The 18,112-nt window shown below is 65.7% G+C and carries 21 protein-coding genes and 1 tRNA gene; 4 read left to right on the forward strand and 18 right to left on the reverse strand.

Going from position 1 to position 18,112, the window contains the following annotated elements; all coding sequences use genetic code 11:
* Positions 1-25 precede the first annotated feature (25 nt).
* The 3 genes from V7672_RS15000 to tig all read right to left on the reverse strand — a co-directional run bounded on the left by V7672_RS15000 (position 26) and on the right by tig (position 2,836).
* Positions 26-445: a hypothetical protein gene (locus V7672_RS15000; protein ID WP_335625372.1), complete on the reverse strand. Its 420-nt coding sequence runs from the start codon at positions 443-445 to the stop codon at positions 26-28.
* A 49-nt stretch (positions 446-494) separates the two neighbouring features.
* Positions 495-1,259 (reverse strand): hypothetical protein, encoded by a 765-nt coding sequence (locus V7672_RS15005; RefSeq protein ID WP_335625373.1) that lies wholly within the window; start codon positions 1,257-1,259, stop codon positions 495-497.
* Positions 1,260-1,492: 233 nt separating this feature from the next.
* Complete coding sequence (gene tig, locus V7672_RS15010) at positions 1,493-2,836, reverse strand: trigger factor (protein WP_335625374.1); 1,344 nt, start codon at positions 2,834-2,836, stop codon at positions 1,493-1,495.
* A gap of 188 nt (positions 2,837-3,024) precedes the next feature.
* Here tig and V7672_RS15015 point away from each other — a divergent pair, with 188 nt between their 5' ends.
* A complete protein-coding gene (locus V7672_RS15015; RefSeq protein WP_335625375.1) occupies positions 3,025-3,738 on the forward strand; it encodes an MBL fold metallo-hydrolase in 714 nt (237 codons plus the stop codon).
* 67 nt (positions 3,739-3,805) lie between these two features.
* A complete protein-coding gene (locus V7672_RS15020; protein WP_335625376.1) occupies positions 3,806-4,039 on the forward strand; it encodes a general stress protein in 234 nt (77 codons plus the stop codon).
* A gap of 18 nt (positions 4,040-4,057) precedes the next feature.
* Here the strand turns inward: V7672_RS15020 and egtB are convergent, their stop codons facing one another.
* From egtB to V7672_RS15035, 3 genes are all read right to left on the reverse strand, one after another.
* Positions 4,058-6,217 carry an ergothioneine biosynthesis protein EgtB gene (egtB, locus tag V7672_RS15025; protein ID WP_335625377.1) on the reverse strand — a complete coding sequence of 720 codons (2,160 nt, stop codon included), beginning with the start codon at positions 6,215-6,217 and terminating at the stop codon, positions 4,058-4,060.
* A gap of 102 nt (positions 6,218-6,319) precedes the next feature.
* Complete coding sequence (locus tag V7672_RS15030; protein WP_335625378.1) at positions 6,320-7,531, reverse strand: acyl-CoA dehydrogenase family protein; 1,212 nt, start codon at positions 7,529-7,531, stop codon at positions 6,320-6,322.
* 165 nt (positions 7,532-7,696) lie between these two features.
* Complete coding sequence (locus V7672_RS15035; RefSeq protein WP_335625379.1) at positions 7,697-8,002, reverse strand: SCP2 sterol-binding domain-containing protein; 306 nt, start codon at positions 8,000-8,002, stop codon at positions 7,697-7,699.
* A gap of 160 nt (positions 8,003-8,162) precedes the next feature.
* On the opposite strand from V7672_RS15035, the gene V7672_RS15040 reads away from it, so the two are divergent.
* Complete coding sequence (locus V7672_RS15040) at positions 8,163-10,109, forward strand: M61 family metallopeptidase (RefSeq protein ID WP_335625380.1); 1,947 nt, start codon at positions 8,163-8,165, stop codon at positions 10,107-10,109.
* A 22-nt stretch (positions 10,110-10,131) separates the two neighbouring features.
* Here V7672_RS15040 and V7672_RS15045 read toward each other — a convergent pair whose 3' ends face one another.
* The 12 genes from V7672_RS15045 to V7672_RS15100 all read right to left on the reverse strand — a co-directional run bounded on the left by V7672_RS15045 (position 10,132) and on the right by V7672_RS15100 (position 17,332).
* Positions 10,132-10,524: a hypothetical protein gene (locus V7672_RS15045; protein ID WP_335625381.1), complete on the reverse strand. Its 393-nt coding sequence runs from the start codon at positions 10,522-10,524 to the stop codon at positions 10,132-10,134.
* A gap of 71 nt (positions 10,525-10,595) precedes the next feature.
* Complete coding sequence (locus V7672_RS15050; RefSeq protein ID WP_335625382.1) at positions 10,596-11,276, reverse strand: type 1 glutamine amidotransferase domain-containing protein; 681 nt, start codon at positions 11,274-11,276, stop codon at positions 10,596-10,598.
* Between the two features lie 124 nt (positions 11,277-11,400).
* Positions 11,401-11,784, reverse strand: a complete 384-nt coding sequence (gene rplL / locus V7672_RS15055; RefSeq protein ID WP_335625383.1) for a 50S ribosomal protein L7/L12 — start codon at positions 11,782-11,784, stop codon at positions 11,401-11,403.
* Positions 11,785-11,850: 66 nt separating this feature from the next.
* Positions 11,851-12,366, reverse strand: a complete 516-nt coding sequence (gene rplJ / locus V7672_RS15060) for a 50S ribosomal protein L10 (RefSeq protein ID WP_335625384.1) — start codon at positions 12,364-12,366, stop codon at positions 11,851-11,853.
* Positions 12,367-12,682: 316 nt separating this feature from the next.
* Entirely contained in the window at positions 12,683-13,186 is a 504-nt protein-coding gene (locus tag V7672_RS15065) for a DUF2059 domain-containing protein (RefSeq protein WP_335625385.1), read from the reverse strand.
* 136 nt (positions 13,187-13,322) lie between these two features.
* Positions 13,323-14,012 carry a 50S ribosomal protein L1 gene (rplA, locus tag V7672_RS15070; RefSeq protein WP_335625386.1) on the reverse strand — a complete coding sequence of 230 codons (690 nt, stop codon included), beginning with the start codon at positions 14,010-14,012 and terminating at the stop codon, positions 13,323-13,325.
* 3 nt (positions 14,013-14,015) lie between these two features.
* Positions 14,016-14,447: a 50S ribosomal protein L11 gene (gene rplK, locus V7672_RS15075; RefSeq protein ID WP_322258028.1), complete on the reverse strand. Its 432-nt coding sequence runs from the start codon at positions 14,445-14,447 to the stop codon at positions 14,016-14,018.
* Between the two features lie 160 nt (positions 14,448-14,607).
* Positions 14,608-15,186, reverse strand: coding sequence for a transcription termination/antitermination protein NusG (gene nusG / locus V7672_RS15080; RefSeq protein WP_335625387.1), 579 nt, complete (start codon positions 15,184-15,186; stop codon positions 14,608-14,610).
* Positions 15,187-15,196: 10 nt separating this feature from the next.
* Positions 15,197-15,487, reverse strand: a complete 291-nt coding sequence (gene secE / locus V7672_RS15085) for a preprotein translocase subunit SecE (RefSeq protein WP_322258024.1) — start codon at positions 15,485-15,487, stop codon at positions 15,197-15,199.
* Between the two features lie 72 nt (positions 15,488-15,559).
* Positions 15,560-15,635, reverse strand: a tRNA-Trp gene (locus V7672_RS15090).
* Between the two features lie 144 nt (positions 15,636-15,779).
* A complete protein-coding gene (locus tag V7672_RS15095) occupies positions 15,780-17,105 on the reverse strand; it encodes a hemolysin family protein (RefSeq protein ID WP_335625388.1) in 1,326 nt (441 codons plus the stop codon).
* A gap of 95 nt (positions 17,106-17,200) precedes the next feature.
* On the reverse strand, positions 17,201-17,332 hold the full coding sequence (locus tag V7672_RS15100; protein WP_335625389.1) for a hypothetical protein: 132 nt from the start codon (positions 17,330-17,332) through the stop codon (positions 17,201-17,203).
* Between the two features lie 121 nt (positions 17,333-17,453).
* Here V7672_RS15100 and V7672_RS15105 point away from each other — a divergent pair, with 121 nt between their 5' ends.
* Positions 17,454-18,032 carry a YdcF family protein gene (locus tag V7672_RS15105; RefSeq protein WP_335625390.1) on the forward strand — a complete coding sequence of 193 codons (579 nt, stop codon included), beginning with the start codon at positions 17,454-17,456 and terminating at the stop codon, positions 18,030-18,032.
* Positions 18,033-18,112 lie beyond the last annotated feature (80 nt).

The following is an 18,112-nucleotide window of genomic DNA, read 5'->3' on the forward strand; positions in this document are numbered from 1 at the left end:
CCCGGGTGCCCCCCCGGCGCTTCCGTCAGGTGCCGCCGACCTGGATACCGGACGCACTGAGGCAGGCGGCGCGCGTCTCGACGAGGGGCAGGTCGGCCAGCAGCTCGGGCGAGCGCGTCAGACGCTCGTCATAGAGGGTGACGTCCTGACCGACCTGTTCCGCAGACTTGCCGAGGGCTGCGCCCGACGCCTCGGCATTGGTGTAGAAATGCAGGTTGTCGAGTTCGAGCTGGACATAGGCCTGACGGCTGGTGTCGGCGGTCACCATCTCGGGGATGGCGCGGGACGAGACCAGCCAGCAGGTGATGTCGAACATGTAGCGGCCTTCCGGATCGGAAGGACGGACGAGGCTTTCCTGGGCAACGGCCGCCGGAGCCACCGCCAGCCCCGCCAGCAGGCAAAGGGCGGCGGCAGCGCCGATGCGGTTCAGGGGTCTCATGGACATGGGCACTGCTCCTGTGGGGATGCCGGAGATCCCTGTGCGAGGTGCCGGATCAGCGGAAGCGCGTGACCGGTGTGAAGCCATTGGCCCGATCACAGTCGGCAAGGGTCGTCAGATACTCGGACACTTGCTGCGGCTTGTCATCGATAAAGCCGCCCAAGGCGATCAGCACGAAATTGCTGGAGGTAAAATCGATGGCGGCGCGCTCGTTTGCGGCCATCTGGGCGGTCACCTGACGGTCGCGGGCAGCATAGTCAATTGTGCCGACGTTGCCGTAGCGACCCACGTTGCGGGCCAGGTCACCCATGGCGCGATAGGCCCCTGCGCAGACATAGGCATCGGTGCCCCATTCGCTGACCACTTCAGGCAGGGCGTCCATCGAACCCAGACGCTCCTCGACCTCCGGCAGGCCCGCCTTGACCTCGATCCAGTAGTTGCCCTCCTCGCCTGCATTGAAGGCGTTGGCGCGGATCAGCAGACGGCGTTCACTGAAGGTGCCACTGATGCGGGCATTGGTATTGTTGCCGCTGTCATCGTCGGCAGCGAGCGGGACCATGGATTCACCGCAGTCCGATCCGGTCCCGACGACCATGAAGGCGTCGAAGAACCCGGTCATCATCTCGATCGTGATGGGACCTGAACCCGGCTCCACGACCCAGCAACCGTAATAGCTGCCGTCATCCAGCTTGGGGGACTGGGCGTTGAGCGTCGCGCCTGACCGTTCGCCCACGGCGATACGGGTCTGGGCCGAGGCGGCACCGCCGGCCGCGACAAGGGCGAGGCCAACAGCGGTGGCGGTAACGAAGCGTGCGAGCATGAGAGTCCCTCCAGATGTGTGCAGGAGCCTAGTGCCGGCGTCGCCGCAAAGCTTCTGACGGAGTCTGACGAGACACGGGTCGGCGAAGGCCCGCCCACGCCCAAGCTCCTCTCGCTCCTGGCGCAGTGGGCGTGGCGCCACCCTTCGGGTTTCCGGGAAGCGGCCCCCGGACAGCAAAACGCCCGGCGCAGGGGCTGCGGCCGGGCGTTCAGGTCGTCGGGACGGCGGGGGGATCAGCCCTCGTCGTCTTCCTTCATCAGCTCGTCCTTGCTGATCGGCTTGTCGGTCATTTCGGCCTGGCTGAAGATCAGTTCGCAGACCTTTTCCTCATAGATCGGCGCGCGCATCTGGGCGGCGGCCTCGGGGTTCTGGCGGTAGAAGTCCAGCACCTGACGCTCCTGACCCGGATAGTTGCGGGCTTCGGCCATCAGGGCGTTGTTCAGTTCCTGGTCGGTGACGCCGACATTGTTCGAGCGACCGATCTCGGCCAGCACCAGACCCAGGCGCACGCGGCGCTCGGCGATCTTGCGGTACTCTTCCTTGAGGGCCTTGTCGGACTTCTTGGCGTCTTCCTCGGGCAGGCGACCGGCTTCCTTGTCGGCCTCGACCTGACGCCAGATGCCGTCGAACTCGGCCTCGACCATCTTGGGCGGCAGGTCAAAGCTGTGACCCTCGTCCAGCTGGTCCAGCAGGGCGCGCTTCAGCTTGAAGCGGGCGGCGTTGGCGTATTGCTGGTTCAGGTTGTCCTTGAGGATGCCCTTGAGCTTTTCCAGGTCTTCCAGACCCAGACGCTTGGCGAACTCGTCATCGATCTTCGTCTCGGCCTCGGCCTTGATCGCCTTGACGGTCACGTCGAAGGCGGCCTTTTTGCCGGCCAGATGGGCGGCTTGATAGTCCTCGGGGAAGGTCACCTCGACGACCTTTTCCTCGCCGACCTTGGCGCCCTTCAGCTGCTCTTCGAAGCCCGGGATGAAGCGGTTGGAACCGATCACCAGATCGGCGTCCTCGGCGGAGCCGCCCTCGAAGGCCTCACCGTCGATCTTGCCGACGAAATCGATGGTCAGCTGGTCGCCGTCGGCGGCCTTGACCGTCTTGCCGGTCTTGTCCTCGTAGGACTTGGACTGCGAGGCCAGTTCCTTGAGTGTCTCTTCGATGTCGGCGTCGGTCGCCTCGTACACGGGGCGCTCCAGCTTGAGCGTCTTGGGGTCGACCGGGGTGAAGTCGGGCATGACCTCGAGCGACATTTCATAGGCGAGGTCGGCCTGGCCGGCGACGACCTTGTCCATGTCGCTGGTCAGCTTCATCTCGGCCGGGGCGGCCGGGCGCAGCTTGGCGTCTTCCAGCGCCTTCTGGCTGGATTCATTCAGGGTGGCGTTGACGATCTCGCCCATGAAGTCACGGCCATAGGCCTTGCGCACGTGCGAGGCCGGCACCTTGCCCGGACGGAAGCCCTTGAGCTTCATCTGGGGGGCCACTTCCTTGATACGGGCATCCAGCTTTTCGTTCAGCTCAGTGGCGGGAACGATAACCTCGATCACGCGGCTGAGGCCGGCGGCGGACTTTTCAACGACTTGCATGGACGATCTGACGCTCTGGGGCGCGACCGTCATCGGGCCGCGCGCGTGGGAGAATAAACGAACAGGGCCGCCCCCTTCGGAGCGGCACCTCGAAGCCCGCCCTTATGTCGAGAACGCCGCCAAAGGTCAACGCGCAGCGCATCCCGAGGGCGGTTCACACGCGCGCCGCCCCGCCCTATGTCTGGGGGATGAGCGCATCCCCCTCCCCCCTCGGCCTGTTCATCAGCCCGGTCACGCCCCTGCAACAGAACTGTACCGTCGTCTGGTGCACGGCGACGAAGAAGGCCGCCGTCATCGATCCGGGCGCATCCGGCCCGGCCATACTGGCGGAAATCCGGCGACGCGGGCTGGAAATGGAGCAGATCTGGATCACCCACGGCCATCTGGACCACGCAGGCGGGGCGGCAGAGCTGCACGAGATTTCCGGAGCCCCGATCATCGGGCCGCACCCCGATGACCAGTTCTGGATCGACGGCATTCCGGCGCAGGGCCAGATGTATGGCCTGCCCGGGGCGCGGAGCTTTACGCCCGACCGCTGGCTGGACGAGGGCGACGAACTGACGCTGGGCCAGACGCGCTGGCAAGTGTTTCGCACCCCCGGCCATACGCCCGGCCATGTGATCTTCTACTGCGAGGCGGCGCGCTTTGCCCAGGTGGGCGATGTGCTGTTCAAGGGTTCGGTCGGACGCACGGATTTTCCGCAGAGTGATCCGCGGGCGCTGGTGACCAGCATCGTCACCAAGCTGTGGCCGCTGGGCGACGATGTGACCTTTGTGCCGGGACATGGTCCGCACTCAACCTTTGGCGCCGAGCGGCGAGACAATCCGTTCGTGTCGGACCGGGCGCTGTCGGGACAGGGCGTGCACCTATCCCCTGAGTCGGAACGTCGCGGCCCGCCGTAAGCGGAACCGGACGGGAGCCACGGGGTTCTTTCTGCACAGTCTTCGATTAGTCAGAAAGGTCAACACCATGGCCGAGGCCAAGCCCCCCGCCCGCCCGTCCGGAGTCTCGAAAAGGGGCTTTGCCTCCATGGATCCGGAGCGTCAGCGCGCGATCGCCCGCAAGGGCGGCGCCAGCGTGCCCAGCGAAAAGCGCAGTTTCTCTCAGGATCGCGCGCTGGCCGCCCAGGCCGGCCGCAAGGGCGGCGAGGCCTCGCACGGCAGCCGCCAGCCCGAAACCACGACGGGCGCTTCCAAGCCCTAGTAATCGTGATGTCGGCCCTCAGCCCTGAAGCAGGGCGAGGGCCACGCTGGGCAAGGCGGACTCGCGCCAGTCGACCAGCCGCCAGCCGGCCTTTTCCACCAGTTCGGTCACCGCCTCCCGCGTGAACTTGCGCGAGCTTTCGGTGTGCAGGGTTTCGCCCTCGGCAAAGCGGAAGCGGGTGCCGTCCAGGGTGATGACCTGATCCCGCATCGAGACCAGATGCATCTCCATCCTGGACCGGTCCGCGTTCCAGACGGCCCGATGCCGGAAGCTGTCGAGATCGAAATCGGCCCCCAGCTCGCGGTTGGCGCGCTCCAGCAGGTTCAGGTTGAAGGCGGCGGTGACGCCCTGGGCATCGTCATAGGCGGCGACCAGCAGCTCGACCGGCTTGACCAGATCCACCCCCAGAATGAAGTGCGAGCCCGGGCCCAGCCGCTCATGCGCCGAAGTCAGGAAGTGGATGGCCAACTCGCTCGTCAGATTGCCGATGGTCGAGCCGGGGAAGAAGCCTGTGCGCGGTCCCTTGCCCAGCTCCGGCAGGGGCGGCAGGTCGAGGAAGTCGCCGGCGACGGGGCTGACCTCAAGTTCGGGATAGGCCTCGCGGATCCGGCCGGTCGCGGCCTCCAGCGCGTCGGAGCTGATGTCGATCGGCATATAGGTGGCGAGGTCCCTGGCGTGGTCCAGGACGATCCGGGTCTTTTCGCTGGCGCCCGAGCCGAACTCGACCAGCACGGCGTTCGTGCCCATGAAGCGGGCGATGTCGGGGGCCATGTCACGCAGCAGGGCGGTTTCCTGACGCGTCGGATAGTATTCCGGCAGGCGGGTGATGTCCTCGAACAGGCGCGAGCCCTCGGCGTCATACAGCCATTTGGGCGACAGGGATTTCTGCGGCTCTGACAGACCCTCGACCAGATCGGCGCGGAACTGGGCGGTCTCGTCATCTACAGGCATCCGGGCTCCGGGCTGGGGGTCAGCATCGCGCGCCAGACGCAGACCGGCGAAGGCCCAGCGCTGATGCGGATAATAGAAGTTGCGATAGGTCAGGCGGCGGTGATCGGGCGGGGTGGCGAAGCAGGAGCCGCGCAGCACGCCCTGATTGGCCATGAACTTGCCGTTGTACTCGGCGGCGACGCCGGGCGTGGCCCGGAAACCGGGATAGGGGGCGTAGGCGCTGGCGGTATGCTGCCAGACCTGCCCGTCGAGGCCGGTGAAGGCGTCGGGGCGGGTGCGGGCCGCGTGTTCCCATTCGGCCTCGGTCGGCAGGCGGGCGCCGGACCAGCGAGCGAAGGCGTCGGCCTCGTACAGGCTGACATGACAGACGGGGGCGTCGGGATCGACGGGCTGACGGCCGGTGAGGGTCATGACGGTCCAGCCGGCGTCACCGGACTGCCAGTAGAGGGGGGCCTGCCATCCCTCGGAGCGGGCGGTGGCCCAGCCGTCTGACAGCCACAGCTCGGGACGGCGATAGCCGCCATCGGCGATGAACTCCAGCCACTGGCCGTTGGTCACCAGATCGCGGGCCAGCTGGAAGGGCTGGAGGTGGACCGGGTGAGCGGGGCCTTCATTGTCGAAGGCGAAGCCTGCGCCGTCATGGCCGAGCGTCACGAGGCCACCGTCGAAGGCCTCCCAGCCGCCGCGCGTCGCGGGGTCGCTGCGCCAGCCGGGCTCGCGGTCATAGGCCGCAGGGTCGAGCGGCGAACAGGACATGAGGTTCAGCAGGTCCATCAGGAACAGCTCCTGATGCTGCTGTTCGTGGTTGAGGCCGAGCACGAACAGATAGCGCCCCTCCCCGTCCGTCAGGCCGGCACGAAGGCGCTCGACCATGCGGCGGTCGATCTCGCGGCGATAGGCCATGACATCGTCCAGCGAGGGCCGGGTGATCAGGCTGCGCTGATCGCGGGCGATCCGCTCGCCCACGCCGTCATAGTAGGAGTTGAACAGGGTGAACCAGACCGGATCGAAGGGGCGGTAGTCCGGGTCGCGGCTGAGGATCAGCGCCTCGTAGAACCAGGTGGTGTGCGCCAGATGCCATTTGCCGGGGCTGCAGTCCGGCATGGACTGGGCCTGCAGATCCTCGGCCGAGAGGCCCTCGGCCAGGGCCGGCATGACCCGACGCGAGGCCTGGTAGCGGGCCACATCCCGGGCACTCTGATCCTGAACGGGGGCCGGCGCGTTCATGGGGGTCTCCGGGGTCTGGCGCAGGAGGATCGAGCCCACGAGCCCGACGCGAGTCGACCTAACGTATCAGCCGATGAAGCGTTGCCGCAAAAACGGCGGTGTTCAGCGGACCGGACGCCCGCCGTGTTTGGCGTATTCGAGACGGGCGATGGAGCGGTTGTGAACCTCGTCCGGGCCGTCGGCGATGCGCAGCGTGCGGACCATGGCGTACATCTCGGCCAGCGGGGTGTCGCCGGACACGCCGGCCCCGCCATAGGCCTGGATGGCGTCGTCGATGATCTGCAGGGCCATGCGCGGTGCGGCGACCTTGATCTGGGCGATCTCGGACCTGGCGTTCTTGGCACCACCGTTGTCCATCATCCAGGCGGCCTTGAGCACCAGCAGGCGGCACATCTCGATCTGGGTGCGGGCCTCGCCGACCCGCTGTTCCCAGACCGAATGCTCGGCCAGCGACTTGCGGAAGGCGGTGCGTGACAGCAGGCGCGCGCACATCAGTTCCAGCGCCCGCTCGGCCATGCCGATGACGCGCATACAGTGGTGGATACGGCCCGGCCCGAGACGGCCCTGGGCGATCTCGAAGCCCCGGCCCTCGCCCGCGATCAGGTTTTCGACCGGCACGCGGACGTTTTCCAGCACGACCTCGGCGTGGCCGATCGGCTTCTCGTCATAGCCGAACACCGACAGCATTCGCTCGACGCGGAAGCCGGGGGTGTCGACGGGGACGATGATCTGAGACTGCTGGGCGTGGGTGGCGGCCTCGGTGTCGGTCTTGCCCATGACGATGGTCACGGCGACGTTCGGGTGGCCCATATTGGTCGACCACCATTTCCGGCCGTTGATCACATAGTGGTCGCCGTCGCGCTCGATCCGGGTCTGGATGTTGGTGGCGTCGGACGAGGCGACCTCGGGCTCGGTCATCAGGAAGGCCGAGCGGATCTCGCCCGCCATCAGGGGCTTGAGCCAGCGCGCCTGCTGGGCCTCGTTTCCGTACATATGGAGTACCTCCATATTGCCGGTGTCGGGGGCGTTGCAGTTGAAGACCTCGGCCGTCCACAGGTGGCGGCCCATCATCTCGGCCAGCGGGGCGTATTCGAGGTTGGTGAGGCCGGCGCCGTGATCGCCGGGCAGGAACATGTTCCACAGGCCCGCCTCGCGCGCCTGGGCCTTCATTTCATCCATGGCGGGGGGCTGACGGGTCGAATCCTCGTGGACCTGGGCCCAGTATTCGGCCTCGCGCGGCAGGACCTTGTCATCCAGGAAGCGGCGGACACGCTCCTGCCAGTGAAGAGCCTTTTCGCTGTGCTGGAATTCCATGGAGAGGTCTCCTTCTCCCTCCCCTTCATGGGGAGGGTGGTCGCGAAGCGACCGGGTGGGGAAGGGTGAAGCCGGCCACCGGCGGTGCATGACCGGTGTTCCCCACCCTGTCGTCGCTTCGCGCCGACATCCCTCCCCATGAAGGGGAGGGAGAACGCAAACAGCCTAGCGCTTCAGCAGCGGCGCCAGCTTCTGGGCGATCATCATGTCGCCGGTGATCTTCAGCTTGCCCTGCATGAAGGCCATCATCGGGTCCAGCTTGCCTTCCGACAGGGCCATGAAGTCGTCCCAGGCCATGGAGACGGTGGCGTCCGCGGGCTTGTCTTCGTTGGTGACGGTGTTCGGCACCGAAGCGCCGTCGATGTAGATGACGCCCTTGTCACCCAGGTCCAGCTTGACGGTCTTGCCGAGGCCGGAGTTGTCGCCCACGGCGGCGCGGATGTGTTCGGTCACGGATGCCAGATCGGCCATGTTGTTTCTCCCTGAGAGGTGTTGCTGATGGCGTAGCCCGCCAGCCGCCCCCTGCCAAGATCACGTGACGTAAAGAAGGGGTGAGCGGTCATCAGGGTTGACCCGGGGGGCGGAGTGGTCCGAACTGGCGCCGACCCCTTCCACGATCCGCGAGTGTTCCATGCGCCTTCGTCTGACCGTTTCCGCCCTGGCCATCGCCCTCAGCCTCGGCGTGGCCGCACCGGCCCTGGCCCAGGTCGGCACGCCCGCCCTGCCCCGCGCCCTGCCGGAAATCCCGGCCCCGGTCGATCAGGCCTATCCGGGTGTGATCCGCTATGAGGTCGATGCCACCGACATCGACCGCAAGATCGTCAGCGTGCGCCAGACCATTCCCGTCAGCGCCGGGCCGCTGACGCTGCTGTATCCGAAATTCATCCCGGGCAATCACGCTCCGACCGGCCCGATCCAGCTGATCGCGGGGCTGACCATTCATGGCGACGGCGAGCGGATCGAATGGCTGCGCGACACGATCGACCCCTATGCGTTTCACGTCGATGTGCCCGAGGGCGTCGACGAGATCGTGGTCGAGTTCCAGTGGCTGACCCAGCCCGACGCCAGCAACTGGCGCGTGGTGATGGCGTCATCCATGCTGAACCTGCAGTGGGAAAAGGCCGTCCTCTATCCTGCGGGATATCGTCACAGCCGCATCACCTTTGCCCCCTCGATCCGCCTGCCCGACGGATGGCAGTATGGCGTGGCCATGGACACGGTCTCATTCGAGGACAGCGTGGCGACCTTTGCCCCCGTCAGCCTCGAGACCCTGGCCGACAGCCCGATGTTCGCGGGAGCGCACTACAAATCCTATGATCTGGATCCGGGCGGTCGCTCGCCGGTGACCCTGCATATCGTCGCCGACCAGCCCGAGCAGATCGCGCCGACGCCCGAGCAGCTGGCCAATTATGAGGCGCTGGTCGATGAGGCCGACCTGCTGTTCGGGTCGCGCCATTTCGACCGCTATGAGTTCCTGCTGGGCCTGACCCGCGAGATGGGCGGCATCGGCCTGGAGCACCACCGATCGAGCGAAAACACCGCCCCGCCCAACTTCTTCGGCGACGGATGGGAGGCCAGCCACGGCACGCGGACCCTGCTGCCGCACGAGTTCGTCCACTCCTGGAACGGCAAGTTCCGTCGGCCCAGCGATCAGCTGACCCCGAACCTGAATGAGCCGGTCCAGAACACCCTGCTGTGGGTCTATGAGGGGCAGACCGAATACTGGGGCGAGGTTCTGACCGCGCGCTCGGGTCTGGGCACCAAGGAGGAGGCGCTGGCCTCCTTCGCCGGGATCGCGGCCTTCTATCAGTATCAATCCGGTCGCGAGTGGCGCTCGCTGCAGGACACGACCAACAACAACCTTCTGGGATACCGGGCGTCCAATCCCTGGCCGTCGTGGATGCGGGGCACGGGCGACTACTACCGCGAGTCCGCCCTGATCTGGCTGGATGCCGACACCCTGATCCGCGAAAAGACCGGCGACACCAAATCGCTGAACGACTTTGCCGCCCTGTTCTTCGGCATCGACGACGGATCGTGGACGGCGACCCCCTATACGTTCGACGACATCGTCACGGCCCTGAATGCGGTCGTGCCCCACGACTGGGCAGGCTTCCTGCGTGACCGTCTGGACGCCGTCGGCGCCGACGCCAAGGCGCCGCTGGATGGCATCGAGCGCAGTGGCTATCGCCTGGTCTATACCGACAGCCCGAGCGAGGTGGAGACCCGCATCAACGGCAGCGGACCGGGCGACTACCTCTACTCGCTGGGCTTCTATCTGGCGGGCGGCAACCGGATTGTGGCCGTGCAGTGGGACAGCCCGATCTTCAACGCCGGGATCGGCGCGGGCTGGACCCTGGTGTCGGTGAATGGGGAGCGGGCCTCGGCCCAGGTGCTGTCGGAAGCCATTACGGCCGCGACGACCTCACCCGAACCGATCGTGCTGGAAGTGCGCAACGCCCGCGGCAGCCGGACGCTGGAAATCGATTACCACGACGGCCTGCGCTATCCGCGCCTGGAGCGGATTCCCGGCACGCCCGACCGGCTGGGTGACATCCTGTCGCCGATGCGGGACTGACGAACGCCCCGTCCCGGGTCTGCTACCAGCAGGCCCGGGGAATGGGTGTGGCGCCCAGCTCATTGTAGATGGCCGTGCAGCGGGCCTGGACGTCACCCTCCGGCAGGGCCTCCAGCTCTGTGCGCAGGCTGCGGAGCGAGTCGATCAGCGGCTGGTCACCCTCGACCAGGCCCCGCTTCACGTCGCACTGGTGCATGTCGAACTTCATGCTGGCGATCGGCTTGCAGGCCAGCGGCAGGCCCTGCATCAGGCTGATGGCCCCGGCCTGGGTCAGCGGCCCCTCCGGCAGGGCCGGTGCCTCGGCCTTGGGCGCCGGCGCCGGAGTTGCGGGAGCCTTGGCCTCCTGCTCGGAACAGGCCGCTTGGGCGACAGCCCCTGCGACAGCGGCCAGCAAGGCCATGCTACGGATCGACATATGTAGTTCCCCCCTCGTGGATCTACGGATGTGACGGGGTCAGGGGCCGTTTGTCCAGCGACATCGAGGCCCTAGCGTCTCAGGACTTCGAGCAGCTTTTCGGCCGTGATCGCTGACGACGCCGGGTTCTGGCCCGTGACCAGCGTGCCGTCGACGACCGCGAAGGCGGCGCCATCATCGCCCCGACGATAGTCGGCACCGGCTTGCTTCAACATGTCCTCGACCAGGAAGGGCACGACGTCCGTCAGGCCGACGCTGTCCTCTTCGCTGTTGGTAAAGCCGGCCACCGTGCGCCCCTTGACCAGCAGGCCGCCGTCCTTGCCCTTAACCGACTTGAGAACGCCCGGCGCATGGCAGACGAAGGCCGTCGGCTTGTCGGCACGGGCGAAGGCCTCGATCAGGGCGATGGAGTCGGCGTCTTCGGCCAGATCCCACAGCGGGCCGTGCCCGCCCGGATAGAAGACGGCGTCATAGTCCTCGGCCTTGACGTCGGACAGTTGAAGGGTGCTGGCCAGTTGGGCCTTGGCCTCAGCATCGTCCTTGAACCGGCGGGTCTCGTCAGACTGGGCGTCCGGGCTGTCGCTCTTGGGGTCGATCGGCGGCTGGCCACCTGCGGGCGAGGCCAGGGTAATTTCGGCGCCCGCGTCCTTGAGCAGATAATAGGGGGCCACGAATTCCTCGAGCCAGAAGCCGGTCTTGTTGCCGGTGTCGCCGAGCTGGTCGTGTGAGGTCAGAACCATCAGAATTTTCATGCGGGTCTCCTTTGTCGGGGGAGAGCCCCCGGGCGCCGGGAAGGTTCCGGGTCGCCCGCACGAAAACGGCCCCGGCGGAGATCCACCGGGGCCGTTCGTCGTTACAGTGCCGAATGGCGCCAGATTACTTGATCTGGACCTTGGCGCCGGCTTCCGTCAGCTTCTTGGCGATTTCGTCGGCGTTCTGCTTGGAGACGTTCTCGACGACGTTCTGCGGAGCGCCTTCGACCAGGTCCTTGGCTTCCTTCAGACCCAGGTCCGAACGCACGCCACGGACTTCCTTGATGACGTTGATCTTCTTGTCGCCGCCGTCGATCAGGACAACGGTGAACTCGGTTTGCTCTTCGGCGGCTTCAGCCGGAGCAGCGCCACCACCGGCGGGCATGGCCATGGCGACCGGAGCAGCGGCGGACACGCCCCACTTTTCTTCCAGCAGCTTGGACAGCTCGGCGGCTTCCAGGACGGTCAGGGCGGACAGGTCTTCAACGATTTTGGCGAGATCGGCCATTTGAGTTTTCCTTCGGAGGATAGGGGTTCAGTAGAGAGGTTGCAGAGATGAAAGAGGTCGGTCCGCTTACGCGGCGTCCTTGCTGGCATAGGCGCTGAAAACGCGGGCCAGTTGAGACGCCGGAGCTTGAACGACGCCGGCGACCTTGGTCGCGGGAGCGTTGAGCAGGCCCAGCAGCGAGGCGCGGATCTGATCCAGCGACGGCAGTTTGGAGAGAACCTCCACGCCCTTCGCGTCCAGAACCTTGTCACCCATGAAGCCGCCCAGAACGACGAACTTGTCGTTGCCCTTGGCGAATTCGGCGGTGACCTTGGCGGCCGTCACCGCATCGTCGGCATAGGCGATGCCCACGGGCCCCTTGAACAGGCCGTGGTAGTCGCTGCCTTCGTCGGCTTCGAGCGCCTTGAGCGCCAGGCGATTCTTGATCACCTTGAACGCGCCACCTTCTTTGCGAAGGCGGCCACGCAGGTCTTCCATGTCCGCAACGGTCAGACCCAGGTTGTGGGTCACGACCACGGCGCCGGCGTCGGCGAACACGCCCTTCAGCGTCTCGATCGACTCGGCCTTTTGTGCGCGGTCCATTGCGGTCTCCAGTCTTGAGGTTCATCGCCGGGCTTATTCCCGACGACGAGATGGCCCATACGCGTTCGCGTCGCCGCGAGGCGTCTGTGCCGGTCGTAATGTCCGAAGGAAGCTCGGAGGCCATGCCGACCGCGCGAGCGCAGGCCGGAGGGCATCGTCTGCATCCCCATCTCCCCACGGTGCCAGAGGGCTCTCTGACGTTTATGGCATGGGTGGCCCCCACGCCCCGAAGTTCTCGGACAGGCAGATCGGACCCGAGAGCCCGATCAAGGCGCGCCCTATACACAGGCGCGCAGGGAAACTCAAGCGTGGACCGCTACTTCGTCGAGGGCACGACCTGCAGAAGGTCGTCGCATTCGAAGGCGGCGCAGTATTTGGTCTGGATATCGAGGGCCATGGCTTCGGCCGCCGTATACATTTCGGTCTCGAAATCAACCTGCAGCATCAGCTCCTTGCGGGCGATGGAGCGCCCCACGGGCGAACTGTAGAATTCGATGGCCGCAGCCAGTTCTTCCTCGGTCATGGAGGCGGCGTAGCGCGGCGCCATATCCGTGATGAGGACGTCCATGAAGGCCTCGAAGAAAACCGGAATATTCTCCCGGTGCCACGACCGCTCTTCCGGGCTGAGATGCGGTTGTGCGGCCAGTTCCTCCTCGATCAGGCTTTCGATCAGGGGGCGCATGTCGTCACCCAGTGTCAGGCGAATGTAGCGCTCTGCCATCGCGGTCCGTCGCTCGAGGCCCGGATCGTCCTGCGCCTGCGCGGCCGGCGCCGCCATGAACAGGCCCAGGCAAAGGGCCAGTGCCGCCAGAATACGCATGAAACTCTCCTGATAGACCGGGCGCAGCGTCGCGGTCCGGGCCACAACCGGCAAGTGCAGGCGCGACACGGCGGGCAAGAAAAAAGGGCGGTGGTTGCCCACCGCCCTCAATCTTGTCGTCAGCGATCCCGAAGGATCAGGCGCCCAGCGAAGCCGGGTCGACCTTGACGCCCGGTCCCATGGTCGAGGACAGGCTGATCTGCTTGACGTAGGTGCCCTTGGCGCCCGACGGACGGGCGCGGACCAGGGCATCGACCATCGCCTTGACGTTGGCTTCCAGGGCGTCCTGGGCGAACGAGGCCTTGCCGATGCCGGCGTGGACGATGCCCGCCTTCTCGACGCGGAACTCGACCGCACCGCCCTTGGCGTCCTTGACGGCCTGGGCGACGTTCGGGGTCACGGTGCCGACCTTGGGGTTCGGCATCAGGCCGCGCGGGCCCAGCACCTTACCCAGACGACCGACCAGCGCCATCATGTCAGGCGAGGCGATGACGCGGTCGAACTCCATGAAGCCGCCGTTGATCTTCTCGTACAGATCCTCGGCACCCACGTGCTCGGCGCCGGCGGCGCGGGCTTCGTCGGCCTTGGCGTCCTTGGCGAAGACGGCGACGCGCACGTCGCGGCCCGTGCCGGACGGCAGGTTCACGACGCCGCGGACCTGCTGGTCAGCGTGACGCGGATCGACGCCCAGGTTGACGGCGATCTCGATCGACTCGTCGAACTTGGCCGTGGCGTTGTCCTTGACGGTCTTGATGGCTTCGGCGAACGGCAGGGCCGTGTCACGGTTGCCGGTCCAGGCCTTGGTACGCTTGGTTTGCTTGGTCATGGCTTAGGCCTCCACCACGTTCAGGCCCATGGCGCGGGCGGAGCCTTCGATGATCTTGGCCGCGGCCTCGATGTCGTTGGCGTTCAGGTCCTTCATCTTCTTCTCGGCGATCTCGCGCAGCTGGGTGCGGGTGATCTTGCCGACGGTCTCGCGACCGGTGGCCTTGGCGCCCGATTTCAGCTTGGTCGCCTCCTTCAGGTACCAGGTCGCCGGGGGCGTCTTGGTGATGAAGGTGAAGCTCTTGTCCTGATAGACGGTGATGACGGTCGGAAGCGGGGTGCCCTTGGCTTCCTTCTCGGTGCGCGCGTTGAACTCCTTGCAGAAGCCCATGATGTTGACGCCGCGTTGACCGAGCGCCGGCCCGATCGGGGGCGAAGGCGTGGCGGAGCCCGCAGGCACCTGCAACTTGATGAAGCCGAGAATCTTCTTGGCCATTGGTCTCTCCTATGAAGCGGGGAAATCAATCCCAGCGGATGAGCCGTGGTCCGGCATGGCTGCCTCCCACGGTTTTATGCGAGCAAGCCCGCACCGCCCTGATCAGAGCGAGGCGCGCGTATAGCGGACGCGGCACCGATTGGCAAATGGGTGACGGGGTCTAGCCCGAGACCTTTTCCACCTGGCTGTATTCCAGATCGACCGGGGTGGGCCGGCCGAAGATGGAGACGGCAACGCGCAGGCGGGCGTTGTCCTCGTCCACGCTTTCGACCTGTCCGTCGAAGCTGGCGAACGGACCGTCGACGACCTTGACGGTCTCGCCGATGTCGAAGTGGATCCTGGGCTTGGGCCGCTCGACGCCCTCTTCCGAGGTGCCGATGATGTTCTGGATCTCTCGCTCAGAGACCGGCAGCGGCTTGGTGCCGCCCTGGGCGCCGAGGAAGCCCGTGACCTTGGGCGTGTTCTTGACCAGGTGATAGGCCTCGTCCGTCAGCTCCATCTTGACCAGCACATAGCCGGGCATGAATTTGCGTTCCGAGTTCACCTTGCGGCCGCGCCGGATCTCGACGACCTCTTCGGCCGGGACCAGGATTTCCGAGAAATAGTCGCTCAGGCCCTGCTGGCGCGCCTGGTCTTCCAGGTGCTGCTTCACCTTCTTTTCGAAGTTGGAGTAGGCGTGGACGATGTACCACTTGTGGCGCGGATTGGCGGGCGCTGCGGCGGGGGCGGCATCAGTCATGTCGAAATCCTCAGGAGCCGATGGCGAGAATGCGCTGCGAGATCGCGCTCAGGCCGAAATCGACCACGAAGAAGAAGGCAGCAGCCAGCGCCACCATGATGAAGACCATCACCGAGGTGATCCAGGTCTCCTTGCGGCTCGGCCAGACGATCTTGCGACCTTCGGCCTGGACCTGCGAAAAGAACTGGACCGGCGAGGTCCGCTTTTTCGGCGCCGGGGTATCGACGGAAACGGTCTGGGCGGCGACCGGGCCTTTGCCCCCCGCCGTCCGACGTCCACCCGGTGTTTTCGCCTTGGCCATATGCTGTCTCTTCAAAACTTTCAGTCTGTCACCACCCACATGGGCATTCCCAGGCGATGGCAACAGGGGAAATGGCAGGAGTGGAGGGACTCGAACCCACGACCCTCGGTTTTGGAGACCGATGCTCTACCAGCTGAGCTACACTCCTGTGGCCCGGACAATGAACAACGCGCCGTGGGCGGACCCATCGGCGCGCGGTCTTGACCAGAAGGGGCGTATGCCCCAGCGCGCGGCGCATTTCAAGCAGACATTCATGCGCCAGGGCGCATTATGACAGCCCGGCGACGGGGGCTCAGTCGCGCTCCGGAGCGGGTGTCGATGCATCCGGCGCGATCACCGCCCGGAACAGCAGCTTGTCGATGCGGCGGTCGTCCATGTCGATCACCTCGACCTCGAACCGGCCCACCTGCAGGACCTCGCCCTCGTCGGGCACGCGCGACAGCTGGTGCAGGATCAGGCCGGCGACGGTGTGGAACCCATCCACCTCGCCGAAGTCTTCGCCAAGGGCGTCGGCCAGTTCCTCGATATCGGCCTGGCCGTCGACCAGCCAGCTGCCGTCCTCGCGCTGGCGGATATAATCCTCTTCCTCGTCGTGGCCCTCGTCGAAGTTGCCGGCGATCATCTCCAGCAGGTCGGTGGCGGTGACCACGCCCTCGAAGGCCCCATACTCGTCGACGAGGAAAGCCATGTGGACCTTCGACGCCTTCATGATCCCCAGCGCCTTCAGCACCGAGGTCGACTGGGGAATGAAGGCGGGCTCCTGCACCAGCTTCTCGACGTTGAACTCGCCATTGTCGAGCAGGCTGTCCAGCAGGTCCTTCTTGTGGACCACGCCCAGCGGATTATCGACGTCGTTCTCACGCGCGACGACGATCCGGGAATAGGGGCAGGTGCGGATTTCCTCGCGAAGGGCCCCCTCCTCCTCGTCGAGCGCGATCCAGAAGACCTCATGGCGCGGAGTCATGGCGACCCGGATCGGCCGGTCGCCGAGGCGCAGGATCTCCTCGATCATCTCCTGCTCTTCGGGCTCGATCAGGCCGGACGCCGTACCCTCGGCGATCATCGACTCGACCTCTTCCTGGGTCACGTCCGACCCGTCCCGGTCCTTGACGCCCATGATCTTGAGAATGCCCGAGGTCGAGGCCGTCAGCAGCAGCACGAACGGGTGCAGGATGATGGCCACGGTCGAGATCGGGGCCGCCATCTTGGCCGCGATACTCTCCGGGAAGATCAGGGCCAGCCGCTTGGGCACCAGTTCGCCGACGATCAGGGAGACATAGGTGATGCAGATGACCACCAGCATCGTCGAGAAGATTTCGGTATAGGCGCTCAGCGCCGGAAAGGCCGCCTCAAGAATCCGGTTCAGGTCCCCGGCAATGGCCGCCTGGCCATAGGCACCCGCCAGAATGCCGATCAAGGTAATGCCGACCTGGACCGCTGACAGGAAGTGAGTGGGATCTTCCGACAGCTTGAGCGCCGAGCGGGCGCCGCGATCGCCGCGTTCGGCACGGCTCTGGAGCTTGGACCGGCGGGATGTCACGACCGCAAGTTCGGTCATGGCGAAAAGGCCGTTCAGCACGATGAGAAGCAGAACGACGACGATGGCGATGAGTAACATTTAGGGGGGCGGGAACCATAACGCGGCGCGATCAGCGAGAGCCGCAGGGTCAATGATAGGGAGGTTTTCCCCTGTCCGCCACGAATTCCTTCGTCTTACCGCTCGCGTCCGGCCTCGACCGATCCATAGGGCCCGGCCACGGTGCCGTCATGAGGCCCGGGCGCGGCACAGGCCGACATGCCCAGCAGGGTGCCGATGAAGATTCCGATGTGAAGCGAGCGGCGCATAGGGTTATCAAATCCTTAATGACCCCCAACTAACCTCCCGACTTCGCGCCGCGCAAGCGTGCACCCCGCAGAGTTGCGAGTTAACCCTACCGCGCCCTCCAGCAGACGAAGGTTGGTTGCCATGGCCCCTCTCCTGTCACGACGGCTCACGCTCATTGGTGCGGTCATGGCGACGGTCCCGCTCCTGGGTGCCGCCGCCATCGTGATCGACGGCCTGACCGACACCGTCGCGCCGAGCGATGTGGCCGTCGTCCTCGGCAATACGGTTCAGCCGGACGGCACGCCGTCGAAGCGGCTCGCCGCGAGACTCAACCGGGCGCTGGATCTCTGGGAGAACGGCACGGTCGAGGCCATCATCGTCAGCGGGGCGACCGGCAAGGAGGGCGTTCCGGAAGGCGATGCCATGCGTCGCTATCTCGTTGGACAAGGCGTTCCTGTTGACCGGATCATTGTCGACAATGCCGGTGTCGACACCGCAGCCACGGCGCGGAATACCGCCAGAATCATGGCGACCCGGGATTACGACAGCGCCATTGTCGTGACCCAGTATTTCCATATCCCGAGGGCGAGATTGGCCATGCAGCGAGAGGGGATAGAAGCCCGGACCGCCCATGCGACCTTCTTTGAGGCACGGGACCTGTACTCCACCGCCCGGGAACTGGTGGCCTATCCGGTGTATTTCCTGCGCTCGCGCGACTGACACGCCCCAACGAAAACGGCCCCCGGATTGCTCCGGGGGCCGTTCTGTCTTTTATCAGGCCTATGCTCGCCTCGCGGAGG

The sequence above is a fragment of the Brevundimonas sp. genome, from assembly GCF_036963785.1.
Taxonomy (GTDB): domain Bacteria; phylum Pseudomonadota; class Alphaproteobacteria; order Caulobacterales; family Caulobacteraceae; genus Brevundimonas.

Bases quoted from the DNA above. Each gene is read 5' to 3' on its own strand.
- V7672_RS15000 (WP_335625372.1), bottom strand. From the start codon at position 445: ATGTCCATGAGACCCCTGAACCGCATCGGCGCTGCCGCCGCCCTTTGC.
- V7672_RS15005 (WP_335625373.1), bottom strand. From the start codon at position 1,259: ATGCTCGCACGCTTCGTTACCGCCACCGCTGTTGGCCTCGCCCTTGTC.
- tig (WP_335625374.1), bottom strand. From the start codon at position 2,836: ATGCAAGTCGTTGAAAAGTCCGCCGCCGGCCTCAGCCGCGTGATCGAG.
- V7672_RS15015 (WP_335625375.1), top strand. From the start codon at position 3,025: ATGAGCGCATCCCCCTCCCCCCTCGGCCTGTTCATCAGCCCGGTCACG.
- V7672_RS15020 (WP_335625376.1), top strand. From the start codon at position 3,806: ATGGCCGAGGCCAAGCCCCCCGCCCGCCCGTCCGGAGTCTCGAAAAGG.
- egtB (WP_335625377.1), bottom strand. From the start codon at position 6,217: ATGAACGCGCCGGCCCCCGTTCAGGATCAGAGTGCCCGGGATGTGGCC.
- V7672_RS15030 (WP_335625378.1), bottom strand. From the start codon at position 7,531: ATGGAATTCCAGCACAGCGAAAAGGCTCTTCACTGGCAGGAGCGTGTC.
- V7672_RS15035 (WP_335625379.1), bottom strand. From the start codon at position 8,002: ATGGCCGATCTGGCATCCGTGACCGAACACATCCGCGCCGCCGTGGGC.
- V7672_RS15040 (WP_335625380.1), top strand. From the start codon at position 8,163: ATGCGCCTTCGTCTGACCGTTTCCGCCCTGGCCATCGCCCTCAGCCTC.
- V7672_RS15045 (WP_335625381.1), bottom strand. From the start codon at position 10,524: ATGTCGATCCGTAGCATGGCCTTGCTGGCCGCTGTCGCAGGGGCTGTC.
- V7672_RS15050 (WP_335625382.1), bottom strand. From the start codon at position 11,276: ATGAAAATTCTGATGGTTCTGACCTCACACGACCAGCTCGGCGACACC.
- rplL (WP_335625383.1), bottom strand. From the start codon at position 11,784: ATGGCCGATCTCGCCAAAATCGTTGAAGACCTGTCCGCCCTGACCGTC.
- rplJ (WP_335625384.1), bottom strand. From the start codon at position 12,366: ATGGACCGCGCACAAAAGGCCGAGTCGATCGAGACGCTGAAGGGCGTG.
- V7672_RS15065 (WP_335625385.1), bottom strand. From the start codon at position 13,186: ATGCGTATTCTGGCGGCACTGGCCCTTTGCCTGGGCCTGTTCATGGCG.
- rplA (WP_335625386.1), bottom strand. From the start codon at position 14,012: ATGACCAAGCAAACCAAGCGTACCAAGGCCTGGACCGGCAACCGTGAC.
- rplK (WP_322258028.1), bottom strand. From the start codon at position 14,447: ATGGCCAAGAAGATTCTCGGCTTCATCAAGTTGCAGGTGCCTGCGGGC.
- nusG (WP_335625387.1), bottom strand. From the start codon at position 15,186: ATGACTGATGCCGCCCCCGCCGCAGCGCCCGCCAATCCGCGCCACAAG.
- secE (WP_322258024.1), bottom strand. From the start codon at position 15,487: ATGGCCAAGGCGAAAACACCGGGTGGACGTCGGACGGCGGGGGGCAAA.
- V7672_RS15095 (WP_335625388.1), bottom strand. From the start codon at position 17,105: ATGTTACTCATCGCCATCGTCGTCGTTCTGCTTCTCATCGTGCTGAAC.
- V7672_RS15100 (WP_335625389.1), bottom strand. From the start codon at position 17,332: ATGCGCCGCTCGCTTCACATCGGAATCTTCATCGGCACCCTGCTGGGC.
- V7672_RS15105 (WP_335625390.1), top strand. From the start codon at position 17,454: ATGGCCCCTCTCCTGTCACGACGGCTCACGCTCATTGGTGCGGTCATG.